Origin of the sequence: Sphingopyxis sp. LC81, assembly GCF_000756375.1 — a bacterium.
GTDB lineage: Bacteria > Pseudomonadota > Alphaproteobacteria > Sphingomonadales > Sphingomonadaceae > Sphingopyxis.
Genome location: NZ_JNFD01000046.1, coordinates 1 through 16,192 on the forward strand (window position 1 = coordinate 1; position 16,192 = coordinate 16,192).

Consider the following 16,192-nt stretch of genomic DNA (forward strand, 5'->3'; position numbering starts at 1 on the left):
GCCCCCTGCCCCGACCCCTCGCCGGCGAGATTCCAATAGCCGTGGTTGGTGATGTTGACGATCGTCGGCTTGTCGGTCGTCGCGCGATATTCGATGCCGAGCTCGTTCTTCTCGTTGAGCGAATAGGTCGCAAGCACGGTGAGCTTGCCCGGATAACCCTGATCGCCGTCGGGGCTGACATAACGCAGCGTCACCGACGCCGTTGCCCCCTTCTTGACCTCGACGACCTCCCACAGCACCTTGTCGAAACCGGCGGTGCCGCCATGCAGCGAATTGCCGATGTTGTTGACCGGCGTCTGATAATGTTTGCCGTCGAGGCTGAACTTGCCCTTCGCGATGCGGTTGGCGAAGCGTCCGACCGTCGCACCGAAATATTCGGACTTGGCGAGATAGCCGTCGATCGAGGGATAGCCGAGCTGGACGTCGGCGACCTTGCCCTGCTTGTCGGGCATCATCAGCGACTGGATCGCGGCGCCCCAGTTGATGATCGTCGCCGAAACGCCCTTGGCGTTGGTCAGCGTCACCGCCTCGACCTGCCGTCCGTCGGGGAGAGCGCCAAAAGGCTTGCGCTGGATTTCCGCCGCGCCCGCGGGGGCAAGGGCCAGCGCCCAGCCGGCCGCCCCGATTGCGAGCGATGCCGCAAGCTTCGCCTTCATGATAATCTCTCCCTATTCATGGTCTATCACGCACCTTTTTGCGAGTAAAGCCGTTTAATATGATAATTAACTTGCGAATTGGCGTGGGGCAAATCCCCGGACGCCGGCATCGACCTCGAACAAGGCGCCGGCGTGCGGCGACGCGGTGTCGTCTTCGGCGGCCGAGGTGACGAACAGGCGGTCCAAATCGGCGCCCGCGAAGGTGCAGCTGGTGAGCTGCGACGCGGGCAGCGCGATGCTGCGGTCGAGGCTGGCGTCGGGCGCGTAGCGTTCGATGCGCCCCGCACCCCAGAGCGCGATCCAAAGCCCGCCCTCGACATCGAAAGTCATGCCGTCGGGGGTTCCGTCGCGATCGGCGAAATCGAGAAAAATGCTGCGATCGTGCAGACTGCCATCATCGGCGATGCGATAGCGATAGACGTGCCCCAGCTTGCTGTCGGTATGGAACAGATGCTCGCCGCCAGGCATGAGCGCGGGGCCGTTCGCGATCGTATAGCCGGTATCGACCCGGGTGACGCGGCGATCGGGATCGAGCCGATAGAGGCTGCCGCTCGCGCCTTCGCAATCGAACGGCATCGTCCCCGCCCATATGCGCCCCGCGTCGTCGGCCTTGGCGTCGTTCATCCGGTTCGCGGGCAGGTCGGGCTCGGGATCGTGGAACGGCGTCACCGTGAAGGGATCGAGCCGCAGCTCGGCGAAACCGCTTTGCAGGCCCGCGATGAAACCGTCGCCCGGCGCGCGCTCGATCACCCAGCCGATCGGCTCGGCGAGCGTCCAGCGGGTCGCCTCCCCGCCCGCGAGGTCGAACCGATTGAGCGCGCAGCCGAGAATGTCGACCCAGTACAGCGCATTGTCGCGCGGCGACCACAAAGGCCCCTCGCCCAGCCGGTCGCGCGTATCGCGCTCAACGATCTCGAAAGCGCTCAATGGCTGTCCCTCGGCAGGCCGGCATTTTGGGCGAGCCGCTGATATTTGGTCGCGGCCTCCAGCGCGGCGCCGCTGTCGAACTGGCCGACCAGCTGGCGCTGGATTTCCTGCCAGGGCGTCTGCGACGCCGGATAGGCGTAGCCGCCCGCTTGCTCGAGCCGGCTCCGCCGCGCGACAAGCTCGGCGTCGTCGACCAGCATGTCGGCGGTCCGGCGCACGAGGTCGACGCGAATGATGTCGCCCGTCGCCAATAGCGCCAGCCCGCCGCCGGCGGCGGCCTCGGGCGATGCGTTCAGGATCGAGGGACTGCCCGACGTGCCCGACTGCCGCCCATCTCCGATGCAGGGCAAGGTATGGATCCCCCGCTTGATGAGCGCGACGGGGGGCTGCATGTTCACGACTTCGGCGCCGCCTGGATAGCCGATCGGCCCGGTGCCGCGGATGACGAGAATGCAGCCCTCGTCGATGCCGAGCGCCGGATCGTCGATGCGCGCGTGATAATCCTCGGGACCGTCGAACACGATCGCACGGCCTTCGAAGACATTCGGCCGATCGGGGTCCGACAGATAGCGCGCGCGAAACGCGTCAGAGATCACGCTCGCCTTCATCACCGCCGAATCGAACAGATTGCCGCTGAGCACCATCAACCCCGCATCCTCGCGAAGCGGCGACGCAAAGGGCCGGATCACCGCCGCATCCTGCGTCACCGCTTCGCCGCAATTCTCCGCGAGCGTGCGGCCGTTGGCGGTGAGCACAGTCCCGTCGAGCAGTCCCTGGCGCAGCAGTTCGCCGATCACCGCCGGGACGCCGCCGGCGCGATAGAAATCCTCGCCCAGATATTCGCCCGCGGGCTGCAGGTTGACGAGCAGGGGAACATCCTCGCCCTCGCGCTGCCAGTCGTCCATCGTCAGCTCGACCCCGATATGCCGCGCGATCGCGTTGAGGTGGATCGGCGCATTCGTCGACCCGCCGAGCGCGGCATTGACCTTGATCGCATTCAGGAACGCGGCGCGGGTCAGAATGTCGGAGGGCTTGCGATCGGCGTGCACCATCTCGACGATCGTGCGGCCGGTCTGCCAGGCGCATTCCTGGCGGTCGCGATAGGGCGCGGGGATCGCCGCCGACCCCGGCAACGCCATGCCCAGCGCTTCGGCCAGGCTGTTCATCGTCGTCGCAGTGCCCATCGTGTTGCAATAGCCGGTCGAAGGCGCCGAGGAGGCGACGAGTTCGACAAAGCCCTTATAGTCGATCTCGCCCGCCGCGAGCATCTCGCGCGCTTTCCATACGATCGTGCCCGACCCGGTACGCTGCCCCTTGTACCAGCCGTTGATCATCGGCCCCACCGACAGCGCGGCGGCGGGGATATTCACCGTCGCCGCGGCCATCAGGCACGCCGGGGTCGTCTTGTCGCAGCCGATGGTCAGGACGACGCCGTCGAGCGGATAGCCGTAGAGCGTCTCGACGAGCCCGAGATAGGCGAGATTGCGGTCGAGCCCCGCCGTCGGCCGCTTGCCCGTTTCCTGAATGGGGTGCACCGGAAATTCGATCGGGATGCCGCCCGCGTCGCGGATGCCCTGCTTCACCCGATCGGCAAGGACGATGTGGTGGCGATTGCACGGCACAAGATCGCTGCCCGTCTGCGCGATCCCGATGATCGGCCGGTTCGACTGCAACTCTTCGAGCGACAGGCCATAGTTCAGATAACGCTCGACATAGAGCGCGGTCATGTCGGGATTGTCGGGATTGTCGAACCATGATCGCGACCTCAGGGCCGGCCGCTTCGATCCGCTATCTTGCTTGTCGTCCGTCACTTCATTTCCTGACTTGGCTCAATGTCATTTGAAGGCCGCGACCAGCCGGTCGTGCTGCGCCTTGCTGATCTCGATCATCGATCCGTGGCGCGCGCCAGCGGGCACCGCGTAGCGGTTCCATTCGGTCACGCCGCTGTTCCCCGACATCTGGAACCACGGCCCCTCGAGCCGCGGCGCTTTCGACAGGCCATAGCTGGTGCCGGCATATTGCTCGTAATAGAGCAGCCAGTCGGCGCCGTTCGGCGCGCGGATGATCGTCGGCGCCTCGCGGAAATTGGGGCTGAGCGACGGGCCGGGCGTCGGATAGGGACCTGTCATGTCCTTCGCGCAGGTGATGCGGACGGTCTTGCCCGTCGTCCAGGCGTATGAGGGGTAACGCTCGTCCTTCAGGAGCGCGCAATAGCCGCCCTCGGGGTTCGGCTGGATGACGGTGTCGATCGTCGCCATCTCCCATTCGAACAGGCGGCGCGGCGGCCCGGCAAAGCTTTTGAGGTCGGGCGACAGGACGTAAAGCGTGCGCTGGCTTTCCCAATAGCGTTCGGGGTCGCTCGCCGACCCCGGCACGGTCGGCGTGTGCCAGCTCAGCAGGAAACGCTTCGACGACTTGTCGAAATAAAGCTTCGGCGCGCCGATGCGCTGCAGCGGATTGGCGAGGCCGACCGCCGACTGCAGATCGGGCTGATAGGTGCCATAGGGCGCCCAGTTGACCAGATCGTCCGACACCCAGAAGCGGATCAGCGGGTCCTCGTCGCTCTTGTTGCCGACCAGATAATAGCGCCCGTCAGGCCCCTGTGCGATCGAAGCGTGGCCGTGATAATCCTTCGACACCGGCTTTCCGCCATTGAGCTCTGTCCAATAGAGGCCATCGCGGCTGACCGAATAATAGAGGATGCCGTAATGACCGGTCTTCATATGCGCGAACAGATAGGCCTTGTCCGGATGGACATAGGTGTCGGGTGCCGATGCCGGCTGCGTGTTATCCTGCGCCAAGGCGGGCGCGACGAACGCAGCGAGCGCAAGGCAAGCCATCGACAGTCTGCGAAGCGGCATAAACTCTCCCCTGTGCGGACCTTGCGCGGCCCCCTTGCATAAGCTTCGATCTCGTATAAGCAGATATATATGATAAATAAAGAGGACGCGATGGACGAGAGGAAAGATTTTTCGAAGGCACGCGAAGGCACGGAAATCCGCCTCGCGCTGGTCGGCATCGGCAAGATCGCGCGCGATCAGCACTTGCCGGCGATCGCCGCCGACCCGCGCTACCGGCTGGTCGCGACCGTGAGCCGCAACGATTCGGTCGATGGCGTGCCGGGCTATCGCAACATCGACGAATTGCTCGCCGCCGGCGTCCCGCTCGACGCGGTGTCGCTGTGCACGCCGCCCGAAGGACGCGCCGATATCGCGCGCCGCGCGATCGATGCCGGCCTGCACGTGATGCTCGAAAAGCCGCCCGGCGTCACCGCCGATGAAGTGCACGCGCTGGCGCGCCACGCGGCGGCAAAGGGCGTCACTTTGTTCGCCTCCTGGCACTCGCGCGAAGCCGCCGCGGTCGATAGCGCGCGCGACTGGCTGTCGGATCGCGTCGTCACCGGCGGGCGGATCGTGTGGAAGGAGGATATCCGCCAGTGGCATCCCGGGCAGGAGTGGATCCTCGAGCGCGCGGGCATGGGGGTCTTCGATCCCGCCATCAACGCCCTCTCGATCCTGACCCGCATCCTGCCAGCACGCTTCGTGGTCGAGGCCGCCACCCTCGACATCCCGAGCAACCGGTCGGCCGCGATCGCCGCCGCCTGCACATTGCGCAGCGCCGATGGCTATAAGATTGAAGCCGATCTCGATTTTCTGTTCGCCGGCGCGCCAAGCTGGGACATCGAAGTTGCGACCGATGCCGGGCGATTGATCCTGCGCGACGGCGGCGCCACGGTCGAGCTGCCCGGCGCCGCGCCGCATAGTGGCGAAAATCGCGAATATCCCCGCCTCTATGATCGCTTCCACGCGCTGGTCGAGGCCGCGGAAATCGACGCCGACACCGCGCCGCTCGAACTCGTCGAACAAGCTTACCGCGTTGGAGAGGAGCGCGCTGCGCCGCCGTTCGCGTTCTGAGCCGGCGGCAACCGACGCTCAGCGAGCGCGCGACCCGGCGGGGACAGGCGATGGCGTTCCGGCGGCGACGGGCGCGCCGAAATCCGGCCAGCCTGCGGTGGTCCATCCAAAACGCTGGATATGCGGCGCCCGTTTCGCCGTGCAGCCCATGCCCGCGGCCGGATTGGCATGATAGATGATCCAGTTCTCCCGGCCGTCGGGCGACCGGAAAAAGCCGTTGTGTCCGGTCGCATAAACGCCATTGGCGCTTTTGAAGACGGGCTGCGGCGACTTGCTCCACACGGCGGCGTCGAGCGGATCCGCGCCCGGCGGCGCGCGGAGCAGCCCCAGCGAATAATCATCCGACCAGCAGGCACTGGCCGAATAGGTCAGGAAAAGATCGCCCTTCGGGCCGGGCAGAAATTCGGGCCCCTCGACGATCTGCCGGCCGCCTTGCCGTTCCCAGACATGATCGGGCCGCGCGATCACCGCCTCGCGCCCCTTCAGGGTCCAGGGGTTCGCCATCTCAGCAATCGCGATGGCGCTGTCGGGGCCGATGTAGGGCGAATAGGCGAAATAGCGTTTGCCGCCGTGATCGAAGACGGTGCCGTCGATCCCGGCGTGCGCCGTGTTGACGCGGCCGCGATCGACCCATTTTCCGCTCAACGGATCGGGGCCCGCATTTTCCAGGACAAAGACCGCGCGATGATCGTCGTCGGTGAACCCGCTGGCGGTCGCGGAATAATAGAGGAACCACTTCCCATCGATGCGATGCAGTTCGGGCGCCCATATCGAATGCGCGTTCGCCCCCTCCTTCGGCGGCGTCCAGACGGTCACCGGCGCGACCGCGCCCAGTCTCGCGACATTGTCGGTCCGCCAGAGCGCGATCCGGTCGCCGAGCGTATGGGTGTAATAATAATATCCACCGTCCTGCAGAATCCACGGATCGGGCCCCGAGGGAAGCAGCGGGTTGGCGAAGGTGGCGACACCCGTCTCCTCAGCCGCCGCAGGCAATGCAAGACCGCCGATTGCCGCGACCGCAACACCCCACGCGATCCGCCGGACGACGCGGCGCGCAAGACGGTTGACCGAACCCGAAAAATGCATGCGCCTCTCCTCCTTATTGCTCTGATCCTCATTTATAATATAAGTATGATCAAATTGGCAACCGGCGACTTGGGCGCGTATGCGTGGACGCGTTGGCCGGTAGCGGCCTGTCAGCTTTCACCTCGGAAATTGTGAGCGCGGCCGCCCAACCTCGTAGGGATTTCGCGCTCCATCCCGACTGTGACCCTAGGGCCACAGCACCGCATGATTCGTATGCGGCGGGAGCTTGGCGTTCATCCTAACTCTTTTCCCGAGCGTTGCTGACGCGGCTGCCGGATTTCGGCGACCGCACACATATGCCTGAAAACAACAGGAGGAGAGGATAATGACCCAATTCCAGCAATTTGCTCGGTCGGGAACAGCCGTCATCGCCGTAGCGGCAGCTCTGGCAAGCGCTGCCCCCGGCAACGCGCAGCAATCGGAACCGCTTCCGCAGGACAGCATGGCCGAAACATCGGGGGATACCATTGTCGTCACCGGTTCGCGCATCCGCCGCGACCCGTTGGATCAGGAAGCCCCGATCGCGTTCATCGGTCAGGAGGATATCGCGAAGACCGGTCTCAATTCGGTCAACGACGTGCTCCAGCGGCTGCCCAGTTCGGGCGGCGGCCTCAACAGCAAGTTCAACAACAGCGGCAACCTCGGCAATCCGCCCGACGGCGGCGGCGTCGGCGCGGGCGCGGCGGAAATCGACCTGCGTTATCTGGGGTCGCGCCGCGTGCTCGTGCTCGTCGACGGCATCCGCTATGTGAACGGCGCTTCGGCGAGCGGCGTCCCCGGATCGACCGACCTCAACTCGATCCCCGAAAGCGCGATCGAGCGCATCGAGGTGCTGCAGGACGGCGCCTCGGCGATCTACGGGTCCGACGCGATCGCGGGCGTCGTCAACATCATCACCAAGAAAAGCCAGGAGGGGCTCCGCGCCAGCGCGCAGGTCGGCGGTTATGGCCAGGGCGACGGCTTTACCAAGAGCGCGCAGGTTAGCTGGGGCAATGGCCGCGGCCCGACGCAGATTGTCGTCGGCGCCAACTATGTCCAGCAGGACGGCGTCCTCGCGGGCAGCCGCGCGATTTCGCGTTTCCCTGCGCCCTATTCGAACACCTGCCTCGATGGCGGCTGTTCGGGCTTCGTGCCGCTCGGACGCTTTATCGTCTTCGGAACGCCCGATGCACAAGGGCAGATAGTAAGAAATGATTTGACGCTGCGCGGCCCGGTAATCGGCCGCAACCCCGTGTACAATGCGGGCAATCCGACCGACCCGGCGAGCGATTTCAAGGCGTTTGGCACCGCCGACCGCTTCAATTTCGGCCCGTTCAACTATCTCCAGATTCCGGTCGAACGCTATGGCGCCTTTATCAACGCCCGCCAGGAAATCTCCGACAGCATCAATTTCTCGGTTCGCGGGATTTGGAACCGGCGTAAATCGAAGAACCAGGCCGCGCCGCTGCCCTTTGGTTTCGGCCCCGCCGCGGGGCTGACGCCGGTGCTCGACGCGATCACCGTCGATGCGACCAACCCCTTCAACCCGTTCGGGGTGACGCTCGACGCGAGCAACACCGATCTCGTCTATCGCCGCTTCGTCGAGGGCGGCCCGCGCCGCTTCAACCAGAGCGTGACGACCCTCTATGGCGTCGCGACGCTCGACGGCAGCTTCGAGTTCGGCGGCGGGCGCAAATGGTATTGGGACGTCAACGCCGCCTATGGCCGCAACAAGGCGAAGCAGACGATGTTCGGCAACATCAATTCGGATCGCCTGCGCCGCGCGCTCGGTCCGGTCGCCGCCTGCACCGGCGAATGCGTGCCGTTCAACATCTTCGGCGGGGTCGGTTCGATCACCCAGCCGATGATGGACTATGTCATGTTCACCCAGCGCGACCGCAGCCGCCAGTCGACCTTCAGCGCCTCGGCCAACATCACCGGCAGCCTGTTCGACCTGCCCGGCGGGCCGCTCGGCATCGCGGTCGGGGTCGAATATCGCAAACTGAAAGGCAGCTTCGATCCCGATCCGATCGTCGCTGCGGGCTTCAGTTCGGACATCCCGGCGCTGCCGACGCGCGGCAGCTATAACGTCAAGGAAGCCTATGCCGAACTCAGCGCTCCGGTGCTGTCCGACACCCCCTTCTTCGACCTGCTCGAATTCACCGGCGCGGTGCGCTGGTCAGACTATTCGACCTCGGGCTCGACGACGACGCTGAAGGGCGGGGTCAACTGGAAACCGATCCAGGACCTGCGCCTCCGCGCTTCCTATGCCGAAGGCTTCCGCGCGCCGTCGATCGGCGAATTGTTCGGCACCCAGTCGCGCTTCGACCAGCAGATCAACGATCCCTGCTCGACCTCCACGACCACGGGCCAGAACTGGAACAATAACTCAACCGTTCGGACCAATTGCATCGCGCAGGGGGTTCCGGCCGCCGGCTATGCGCAGGCCAATCCGCAGATTTCGGTACTCGTCGGCGGCAATCAGGATCTGGCCGCCGAAAGTTCAAAAAGCTGGATCTTTGGCGGCGTTTACAGTCCGGGTTTCGTCCCCGGCCTGTCGATCGAGGCCAATTATTACGACATCAAGATCAAGGGCGCGATCCAGGCGGTGAATGCCGAGATCACGCTGGCGCAATGTGCCGGGCAGAACGATGCCGACGCCTGCGCGCTCGTCACCCGCGCAGCGGGCGGCCAGCTGACCTTTGTCGAAGGGTTGCTCCAGAATATCGCGGGCATCCGTACCAAGGGGATCGACGCCAACCTGACCTTCCGGACACAGAAAACGTCCGCCGGGCGGTTCGGCTTCACCTGGAACAACACGATCCTGACGAAATATGACGTGATCGTGCCGACCGCCGACGGCTCGCTGGTCGTCAGCCGCGAAGGGACCGAACAGGGCAGTCCCAGTCAGGCCTTCCCCAAATGGAAGTCGGTCGGCATCCTCGACTGGGACGGCGCATCGATCGGCGCGACGCTGACCGGCCGTTATGTTTCGGCGATCCGCGAACCGCTGGCCAACGACAACAAGTTGAAGGCGCGCTTCTACACCGATTTCCAGCTGCGTTGGTTCCCGGCGGAGGACCCCGAGGCCTTCGGCTTCGCGCTCGGCGTGAACAATCTGTTCAACGTCAAGGCGCCGGGGTGCATCAGCTGCGACATCAACAATTTCGATCCGACCGCCTATGATTTGCCCGGGCGCTATTATTACGTCCGCGCCAGCTTCAAGATGTAGGCATTCGGCTTGGAGGGTGATCGATCTCGCGCGAGATCGATCACCCCTTCGCATTGCGATCCAACATCCCCTATCTGACGGACGGAACGAAAGAGGCGGAAGCGCTGCTGACGGCGATCGAATTCGGGCAAGCCGAAAAATGGTGCACCCGACAGGATTCGAACCTGTGGCCCCCAGATTAGGAATCTGATGCTCTATCCTGCTGAGCTACGGGTGCGCCGCCGCTCGTTTAGCGGTGCAGCGCGCAAAGCGTCAATCGCGATGGATCAATTGGCCGCCTCGGGCGGGACGATCGGCACCAGCAGGGGCATCGCGGCGATCCCGTCGTCGTGCAGCGATTGCGCTTCTTCGGGCGAGGCCTGGCCATGGATCAGATCTTCGGCCGCGCGTCCTTCGTGCATCGCGCGCGCCGCATCGGCGAAATCGCGCCCGACCCAGCGCGACTGCGGCAGCATTTCGGCCTGCTTCGCGGCAATGTCGGCGAATAATTTGCGCACCAGGTCGGGCGATGGCTCGGGCGAACCCACCGGTTTGATGGGCGGCTGCACCGCCCCCTGACGGTTGGACTTGGTACCGACCCGCGGCGCCATCACCGCCTTTTTCACATCGTCATCGCCGCACACCGGGCAGTTGATCAGCCCGCGCGCCTGCTGGTCGGAGAAACTCTCGCTGCTCGCGAACCAGGCCTCGAAACGGTGATCACCGGCGGCGCAGCAAAGGTCGAAAACGATCAAGGTCAGCCCAGTCCCAACAACGGATCGAGCCCACCGCGCGCATCGAGCGCCGCCATATCGTCGCTGCCGCCGATATGCTTGCCGTCGATGAATATCTGCGGGACGGTGCGCGCGCCACCCGCGCGCTCGACCATCGCGTCGAACCCGGCGCGGTCCATCGTCAGGTCGATTTCCTGATATTCGACGCCCTTGCGCTCGAGCAGCGCCTTGGCGCGCGAGCAATAGGGGCAGAAGAACTTCGTAAACACTTCGATCTTGGCCATGCGGCTATCCTGTCATCCTTCACTCGCCATATCGGAATCCAACGAAGCAAAGTCAAATATGTTGCTTGTCATCAGGGCATCGGGAACGACGCGCGCCCAGGTGAGCGCCGACACCCGTGCGGCGCCGCTGCGCCCGAGCACCCGCGCCGCCGCGCGCAGCGTCGCACCGCTGGCATGGACGTCGTCGACCAGCACCAGATGCCGCCCCGCCGCGCGCGCCTTGGCATCGCCCGCCAGTGCAAAGGCGCCGGCGACGATCCGGTCGCGCTCGCGCCGCCCCTTGCCGCGCAGCGATGCCGTTGCCTTGGTGCGCAAAAGCAGGTGATGATCGCGCGGCGCCCCCGTCAGCCGTTCCAGTTCGTCGGCGATCAACGCCGCCTGATTGAACCCGCGCGACCACAATCGCCAGCGGTGCAACGGCACCGGAACCAGCAGCATCGCATCGATGTCTCCCAGTATCGCGAGCTGCCGTGCCATCAGCCGCGCCATCAACCGGGCATGCCCGGTCCGCCGCCCATATTTGAGGCGCAGCGCCACCGTGCGCGCGACGGGGCCATAGGCGACCGCCGCGGGCGCACCCTCGAACGGCGGCGCACTCGCCAGGCACGCGCCGCATAGGGTCGGCCCGCCGGGCAAGGCGGCGGGCAATGGAATCGAACAGCGGGAGCAGGACGGTCCATCGAGAAAGTGAAGCGACGACCAGCAGGTCAGACAGAACTGGCGGTCTTCGCCGACGATGACGCCGCAGCCGGGGCAGCGCGGCGGCAGCGCATAATCGACGATCGCACGCGCCGCGGCGCGCAATCCGCCCAGCCATGCCCCGGCCGGCGCGCCGTCTTTTTCGACATCCCCCGTCGTCGTCGCCATCACCGGCTTGTGAAGCATCGCCGGGGACGGCACAAGCGGCGCATGTCGCAGCCTCCCCGCCCGCTATTCTCCCCGGCCCGCCACCGCGCCCAGCGCGACCGCATGGCGCACCTGCCCGCATCGGCCAATTTCCTCGCGCCGCTCATCGCCGAAACCCTGCTCGACCGGCTGGCGATGGTGACGCGCGAGTTTTCCCGCACATTGCTGATCGGCGCGCACGACGCGGCGCTCGCCGATCATCTGCGCGCGACCGGCACCACCCTCACCATCGCTGAGGCGGGGCCGCGCCTTGCCGCCGGAACCGGCGCCATCGCGGTCGAGGCCGACGCGATCGACCTGCCCTTCGCCAGTTTCGATCTCATCATCTGGCCCGGCGGGCTCGATAGCGTCAACGACGTCCCCGGCGCGCTGCTCCGCCTCCGCGCGCTGCTCGCCCCCGACGGCCTGCTGCTCGGCGCCTTCGTCGGCGACGGCAGCCTGCCCCGGCTGCGCCGGGCGGTGATGACCGATGGCGTGCGTTCGATCGCGCGGCTGCATCCGCAGATCGACCTCGCCGCGATGGGCAATCTGCTCCAGCGCGTCGGCTTCACCCTGCCCGTTGTCGATGTCGACGCGCTGACGGTGCGTTATGGCGACTGGTTCGCGCTGGTGCGCGACCTGCGCGCCGCCGACCTGTCGAGCCGGCTCGCGCCCGCGCCGCCGCCCCTGACGCGCGAGGAAACCGAGCGGATTGCCGCCGCTTTCGCGGGGCAGGCCGATCCCGACGGCCGGATTGCCGAAACCTTCCGCCTGATCCATTTCAGCGGTTGGGCGCCGCATCCCGACCAGCCGCAACCCGCGCGGCGCGGCAGCGGCACCGCCTCGCTCGCCGAAGCGCTCAAGCCGAAAGATTAGATCAGCGCCTCCAGCAGGCCGATCAGCGGCTTGTCGGCGGGCGGCATGTCGAGGCCGTGCAGTTCGACGGGGCGCACCCAGCGCAGCGCGCTGGCGTGCTGTGCCGCCGGCGTCCCGCGCCATTTGCGGCACACGTAAAGCAACAGCAGCAGATGCCGGTCGCCGAGCATGTCGCTCGCGAAGCAGGCGGGCGCGAGGCAGGCGTGATCGACATCGATCGCAAGTTCCTCGCCCAGTTCGCGGATCAACGCCTGCTCGGGCGTCTCGCCGGGTTCCAGCTTGCCGCCGGGGAATTCCCACAATCCCGCCATCGACAGACCTTCGGGACGCTGCTGGACAAGCAGCCTTCCGTCGCGGTCGACGAGCGCCGCCGCCACGACAACGAGCGAGCTTTTCTGCGGCTTTCCGGGGTCTGGCACGGACAAATTGTTAACCTTCCTGTGTCAATATGGGCACCCTCGGGAACTATAATTTCAGTCAGGGGTGGAACAATGCGAAACTTTTACAGGCTGATGCGGTCGACCAGGGCCGCCACAGCCGTCGAATACGGGCTGATCCTGGCCCTTATCTTTTTGGCGGCCGTAGTTGCGGTAGGCAATGTCGCCAATTCCACCGTGGGCATGTGGAATAACGTTTCGACCGCGGCTCAGAATAATATGTAGCGCCGGAACCGCCGTCCCTTTTCGGGGCTGCCACGCACCGGTTTTGGGCGGATGCCATTAAGATTTTCAAAACCTATTCGCCCTAAACCCCCAAATGTTGACCCAGACCAGACCGTCAACAGGGTAAGTGAAATCAGGAGACCAGACATGAAGTTCATCAAGAAATTCGTCCGCGACACCAAGGCCGCGACCGCCATTGAATACGGCCTGATCGCCGCTCTGATCGCCGTCGCCGGCATCGCCGCGATGGGCGCCGTTGGCAACAGCGTCACCAACACCTTCAACAAGGTTAACAACGGCCTGTCGACCACCTCGACGACGACCCCGTAAGTGGTCGCAACTGAATAAAAAAGGGGCGGTGGAAACACCGCCCCTTTTTTTTGTCCCGTCAGCGGCTGGCGTAGACGACGATCTTCACCTTTTGCCCCGGCGTCAGCCGGCTGCTCGCGGTCAGGCGGTTGAGCACCTGGAACCGTTCGGTCTGATAATTGCTATAGGCCATTCGCCGCGCGAGGCTGGCGAGTGTATCGCCGCGCCCGACAGTCACGACATCGATCCGCCGCGGCCTGATCGCCGCCGCTTCCGCCGTGCTCAGGCGCCGGACGCTGCTGAACATCGAATTGAACACGCTGCCGCCACCCGCCTGCGTCAGCGCGACGAAGTGAAACGCGCTGCTGCGAGAAAATTCATAAGCGAAGACGGTGACATCGACCTGCCCCGACTGGGTATTCACGCGTGCGGTTGAATAGGATGCCGGGATGCCGTTCACCGTCGTGCGCTGGATCGCGCCGGGGCTGATCGACGCGTTACCCGCCACCGCCCTGAACGCGGCGGCGATATAGGCATTCATGTCGCCGCTGTACGGCCCCGTCGTGAACTGCGCTTGCCCGCCATTGCCGCTGACCGACACCGCATCGGCGGCGTTCTGCATGCCATAGCCGTTCGGCACCGTGAAACGCAGCCGGAGATCGGGGTGCAGGAAATCCCGCCCCTCGACCACGCCCTGCGCCGGATCGTCGCCATAAAGCACATTATCGATCGAAGCGAGAAAGGCATCGGCGTTGCGGTTACCGCCGCTGCCGCCCGCCCGGCTCGCCAGCGTCTGCGCGTTGCGCACGCGCGATGCGGGGTCGGGGTGAGTGCTCGCCCATTCGGGCAACGAGCGCGCGTCGCCGCCCGACAGGCGCGCGTCGAGCGTCGTCTGGTTGGCGAGGCTCGTCAGCATCGTCGACAGCGCCATCGTGTCATAGCCCGCGCTGCGCAGATATTGGACGCCGAGCTGGTCGGCCTGCAATTCCTGGCTGCGCGAAAAGCCCAGCGTCGCAAGCTGTGCCACGCGCATCGAATTATTCTGGAGCAAGCCGCCGAGGCCGCCGAGCAGCCCGCCATTGTCACCAATCGCCCCACCCAGCACCGCGCCGAGCACGCCGAGGATCTGGTTGCGCGTCGCCGCCGACTGGCGCTTCTTGCTGTGCTGCGCCGCGACATGGCCGACCTCGTGCCCGAGCACGCCCGCGAGTTCGGCCTCGTCGTTCATCAGCGCCATCAACTGGCGCGTCACGTAAACATAGCCCCCCGGGATCGCGAAGGCGTTGTTCACCGGCGAATTGAGCAAGGTGACGGTGAAATCGCTTGGGCTACGCGACAGGCCCGACTGAACGGCGATATTCTGTCCGACGCGGTTCACATAGGCGGCCTGCGGGCCGTTGTAGGCGCCTCCGAATTCGGCCATCAGCTGCGGATGCGCGTCGGTGCCCTGCTTGCGTTCGGCGGGCGAAATGCTCGTCGCGGTCTTGATCGCCTTCAGCTGCGCATCGGCAACCCCGGTCAAGGCCAGGCTGCCGAGCGCTGCCGATGCCGCCAGCTTGATCGCCAGCCCGTTTTTCGTCTTCCGGGTCATTGCCGCGCCTCCCTTATGCTTCTGGTCATCAAGGAATATCCTCGATTCACGACAAGGCAAGCCGCGCCATAGCCCGGACTTGTCATTGCCTTGATCGGGAACGCAAATGCGCGCGATCGGGTTCCGGTTCAGGCGCGGCCCATGGCGAGGAATTTTTCCTCGCGCGCCGCGAGCAACGTCTCGCGCGGCAATCCTGCCAACGCGCCCAGTTCCTGCTCGATCGCATCGCCAAGCGCCGCAATCGCGACTTCGGGCGCGCGATGCGCGCCGCCGACGGGTTCGGTGACGATGCGGTCGATGACCTTCAGCCCCAGCAGATCCTGCGCCGACATTTTCATCGCCGCGGCGGCGTCGGCCGCCTTGTCCGACGTGCGCCACAGGATCGACGCGCAGCCTTCGGGCGAAATCACCGAATAGACGGCATGTTCGAACATCAGCACGCGGTTCGCGGCGGCAAGCGCGATCGCGCCGCCCGAGCCGCCCTCGCCAACCACCGCGGCGACCATCGGCACGCCGAGCGCCAGGCATTGTTCGGTCGACCGTGCGATCGCTTCGGCCTGCCCGCGCTCTTCGGCCTGGATTCCGGGAAAGGCCCCCGAGGTGTCGACCAAAGTCACCACCGGCAGCCCGAAACGGTCGGCAAGCTGCATCAGGCGGATCGCCTTGCGATAGCCCTCGGGCTTCGCCATCCCGAAATTATGCTTCATCCGCGACGGAATATCGTCGCCCTTTTCGTGGCCGATGACCATCACGCGGCGGCCGCGGAATCGCGCCATTCCGCCCAAAATCGCCTGATCGTCGCCGAAGTTGCGGTCGCCGGCCAGCGGCATCCAGTCGTCGAACAGGCCGGCGACATAATGTTTGAAATGCGGGCGGTCAGGGTGGCGCGCGACCTGCGTCTTTTGCCAGGGCGTCAGTTTCGAATAGATTTCACGCAGCAATTTCGAGGACTTGCCCTCAAGCTGCGCGATATCATTATCGATGTTGAGCGTCGGGTCGTCCCCCATTTCGCGCAATTCGGCAATCTGTCGATCGAGCGCGGCGACCTGTTTTTCGAAATCCAGAAAGGCTGTCATGG

Annotated in this window: 16 protein-coding genes and 1 tRNA gene; 5 read left to right on the top strand and 12 right to left on the bottom strand. The window is 65.2% G+C overall.

All coding sequences use genetic code 11. The annotated features are described in order from the left end of the window. From FG91_RS19180 to FG91_RS19195, 4 genes are all read right to left on the bottom strand, one after another. A partial coding sequence (locus FG91_RS19180) for an aldose epimerase family protein (RefSeq protein WP_037518354.1) occupies window positions 1–656 on the bottom strand: 656 nt, incomplete at its 3' end. A 66-nt stretch (window positions 657–722) separates the two neighbouring features. Beyond that, window positions 723–1,583, bottom strand: coding sequence for an SMP-30/gluconolactonase/LRE family protein (locus tag FG91_RS19185; RefSeq protein ID WP_037518357.1), 861 nt, complete (start codon window positions 1,581–1,583; stop codon window positions 723–725). Next, the gene (locus FG91_RS19190) at window positions 1,580–3,310 is read right to left on the bottom strand and encodes an IlvD/Edd family dehydratase (RefSeq protein ID WP_235212109.1); all 1,731 of its coding nucleotides are present in this window, start codon (window positions 3,308–3,310) and stop codon (window positions 1,580–1,582) included. The genes FG91_RS19185 and FG91_RS19190 overlap by 4 nt, the downstream gene beginning before the upstream one ends. Window positions 3,311–3,418: 108 nt before the next feature. Then, window positions 3,419–4,444 (bottom strand): glycosyl hydrolase family 43, encoded by a 1,026-nt coding sequence (locus FG91_RS19195; RefSeq protein ID WP_037518361.1) that lies wholly within the window; start codon window positions 4,442–4,444, stop codon window positions 3,419–3,421. 69 nt (window positions 4,445–4,513) lie between these two features. Here FG91_RS19195 and FG91_RS19200 point away from each other — a divergent pair, with 69 nt between their 5' ends. Further along, window positions 4,514–5,497, top strand: a complete 984-nt coding sequence (locus tag FG91_RS19200; protein ID WP_327195875.1) for a Gfo/Idh/MocA family protein — start codon at window positions 4,514–4,516, stop codon at window positions 5,495–5,497. An 18-nt stretch (window positions 5,498–5,515) separates the two neighbouring features. Here FG91_RS19200 and FG91_RS19205 read toward each other — a convergent pair whose 3' ends face one another. Next, window positions 5,516–6,583: a glycoside hydrolase family 43 protein gene (locus tag FG91_RS19205; protein WP_052187930.1), complete on the bottom strand. Its 1,068-nt coding sequence runs from the start codon at window positions 6,581–6,583 to the stop codon at window positions 5,516–5,518. Between the two features lie 325 nt (window positions 6,584–6,908). Between FG91_RS19205 and FG91_RS19210 the strand changes: the two genes are divergently transcribed. Next, window positions 6,909–9,794 carry a TonB-dependent receptor domain-containing protein gene (locus tag FG91_RS19210; protein WP_037518363.1) on the top strand — a complete coding sequence of 962 codons (2,886 nt, stop codon included), beginning with the start codon at window positions 6,909–6,911 and terminating at the stop codon, window positions 9,792–9,794. 140 nt (window positions 9,795–9,934) lie between these two features. Here FG91_RS19210 and FG91_RS19215 read toward each other — a convergent pair. The 4 genes from FG91_RS19215 to FG91_RS19230 form a co-directional block, all read right to left on the bottom strand. Further along, window positions 9,935–10,011, bottom strand: a tRNA-Arg gene (locus tag FG91_RS19215). A 49-nt stretch (window positions 10,012–10,060) separates the two neighbouring features. Then, a complete protein-coding gene (locus FG91_RS19220) occupies window positions 10,061–10,528 on the bottom strand; it encodes a DUF1178 family protein (protein WP_037518365.1) in 468 nt (155 codons plus the stop codon). Between the two features lie 2 nt (window positions 10,529–10,530). Then, window positions 10,531–10,791, bottom strand: coding sequence for a glutaredoxin 3 (grxC, locus tag FG91_RS19225; protein WP_037518367.1), 261 nt, complete (start codon window positions 10,789–10,791; stop codon window positions 10,531–10,533). Between the two features lie 12 nt (window positions 10,792–10,803). Then, complete coding sequence (locus FG91_RS19230) at window positions 10,804–11,676, bottom strand: ComF family protein (protein WP_235212105.1); 873 nt, start codon at window positions 11,674–11,676, stop codon at window positions 10,804–10,806. A 24-nt stretch (window positions 11,677–11,700) separates the two neighbouring features. Here FG91_RS19230 and FG91_RS19235 point away from each other — a divergent pair, with 24 nt between their 5' ends. Then, entirely contained in the window at window positions 11,701–12,552 is an 852-nt protein-coding gene (locus tag FG91_RS19235; protein ID WP_037518369.1) for a methyltransferase domain-containing protein, read from the top strand. On the opposite strand, the gene FG91_RS19240 is transcribed toward FG91_RS19235, so the two are convergent. After that, window positions 12,549–12,971 (bottom strand): NUDIX domain-containing protein, encoded by a 423-nt coding sequence (locus tag FG91_RS19240; protein WP_037518371.1) that lies wholly within the window; start codon window positions 12,969–12,971, stop codon window positions 12,549–12,551. The genes FG91_RS19235 and FG91_RS19240 overlap by 4 nt on opposite strands. 72 nt (window positions 12,972–13,043) lie before the next feature. Here FG91_RS19240 and FG91_RS22440 point away from each other — a divergent pair, with 72 nt between their 5' ends. Both FG91_RS22440 and FG91_RS19250 read left to right on the top strand, forming a co-directional pair. After that, window positions 13,044–13,214 (top strand): Flp family type IVb pilin, encoded by a 171-nt coding sequence (locus FG91_RS22440; RefSeq protein WP_037518374.1) that lies wholly within the window; start codon window positions 13,044–13,046, stop codon window positions 13,212–13,214. Between the two features lie 147 nt (window positions 13,215–13,361). Further along, window positions 13,362–13,544, top strand: coding sequence for a Flp family type IVb pilin (locus tag FG91_RS19250; protein WP_037518376.1), 183 nt, complete (start codon window positions 13,362–13,364; stop codon window positions 13,542–13,544). 58 nt (window positions 13,545–13,602) lie between these two features. On the opposite strand, the gene FG91_RS19255 is transcribed toward FG91_RS19250, so the two are convergent. Next, window positions 13,603–15,114, bottom strand: a complete 1,512-nt coding sequence (locus FG91_RS19255; protein ID WP_081940688.1) for a M48 family metalloprotease — start codon at window positions 15,112–15,114, stop codon at window positions 13,603–13,605. Window positions 15,115–15,242: 128 nt separating this feature from the next. Continuing rightward, on the bottom strand, window positions 15,243–16,190 hold the full coding sequence (locus FG91_RS19260; RefSeq protein ID WP_037518379.1) for an acetyl-CoA carboxylase carboxyltransferase subunit alpha: 948 nt from the start codon (window positions 16,188–16,190) through the stop codon (window positions 15,243–15,245). Window positions 16,191–16,192 lie beyond the last annotated feature (2 nt).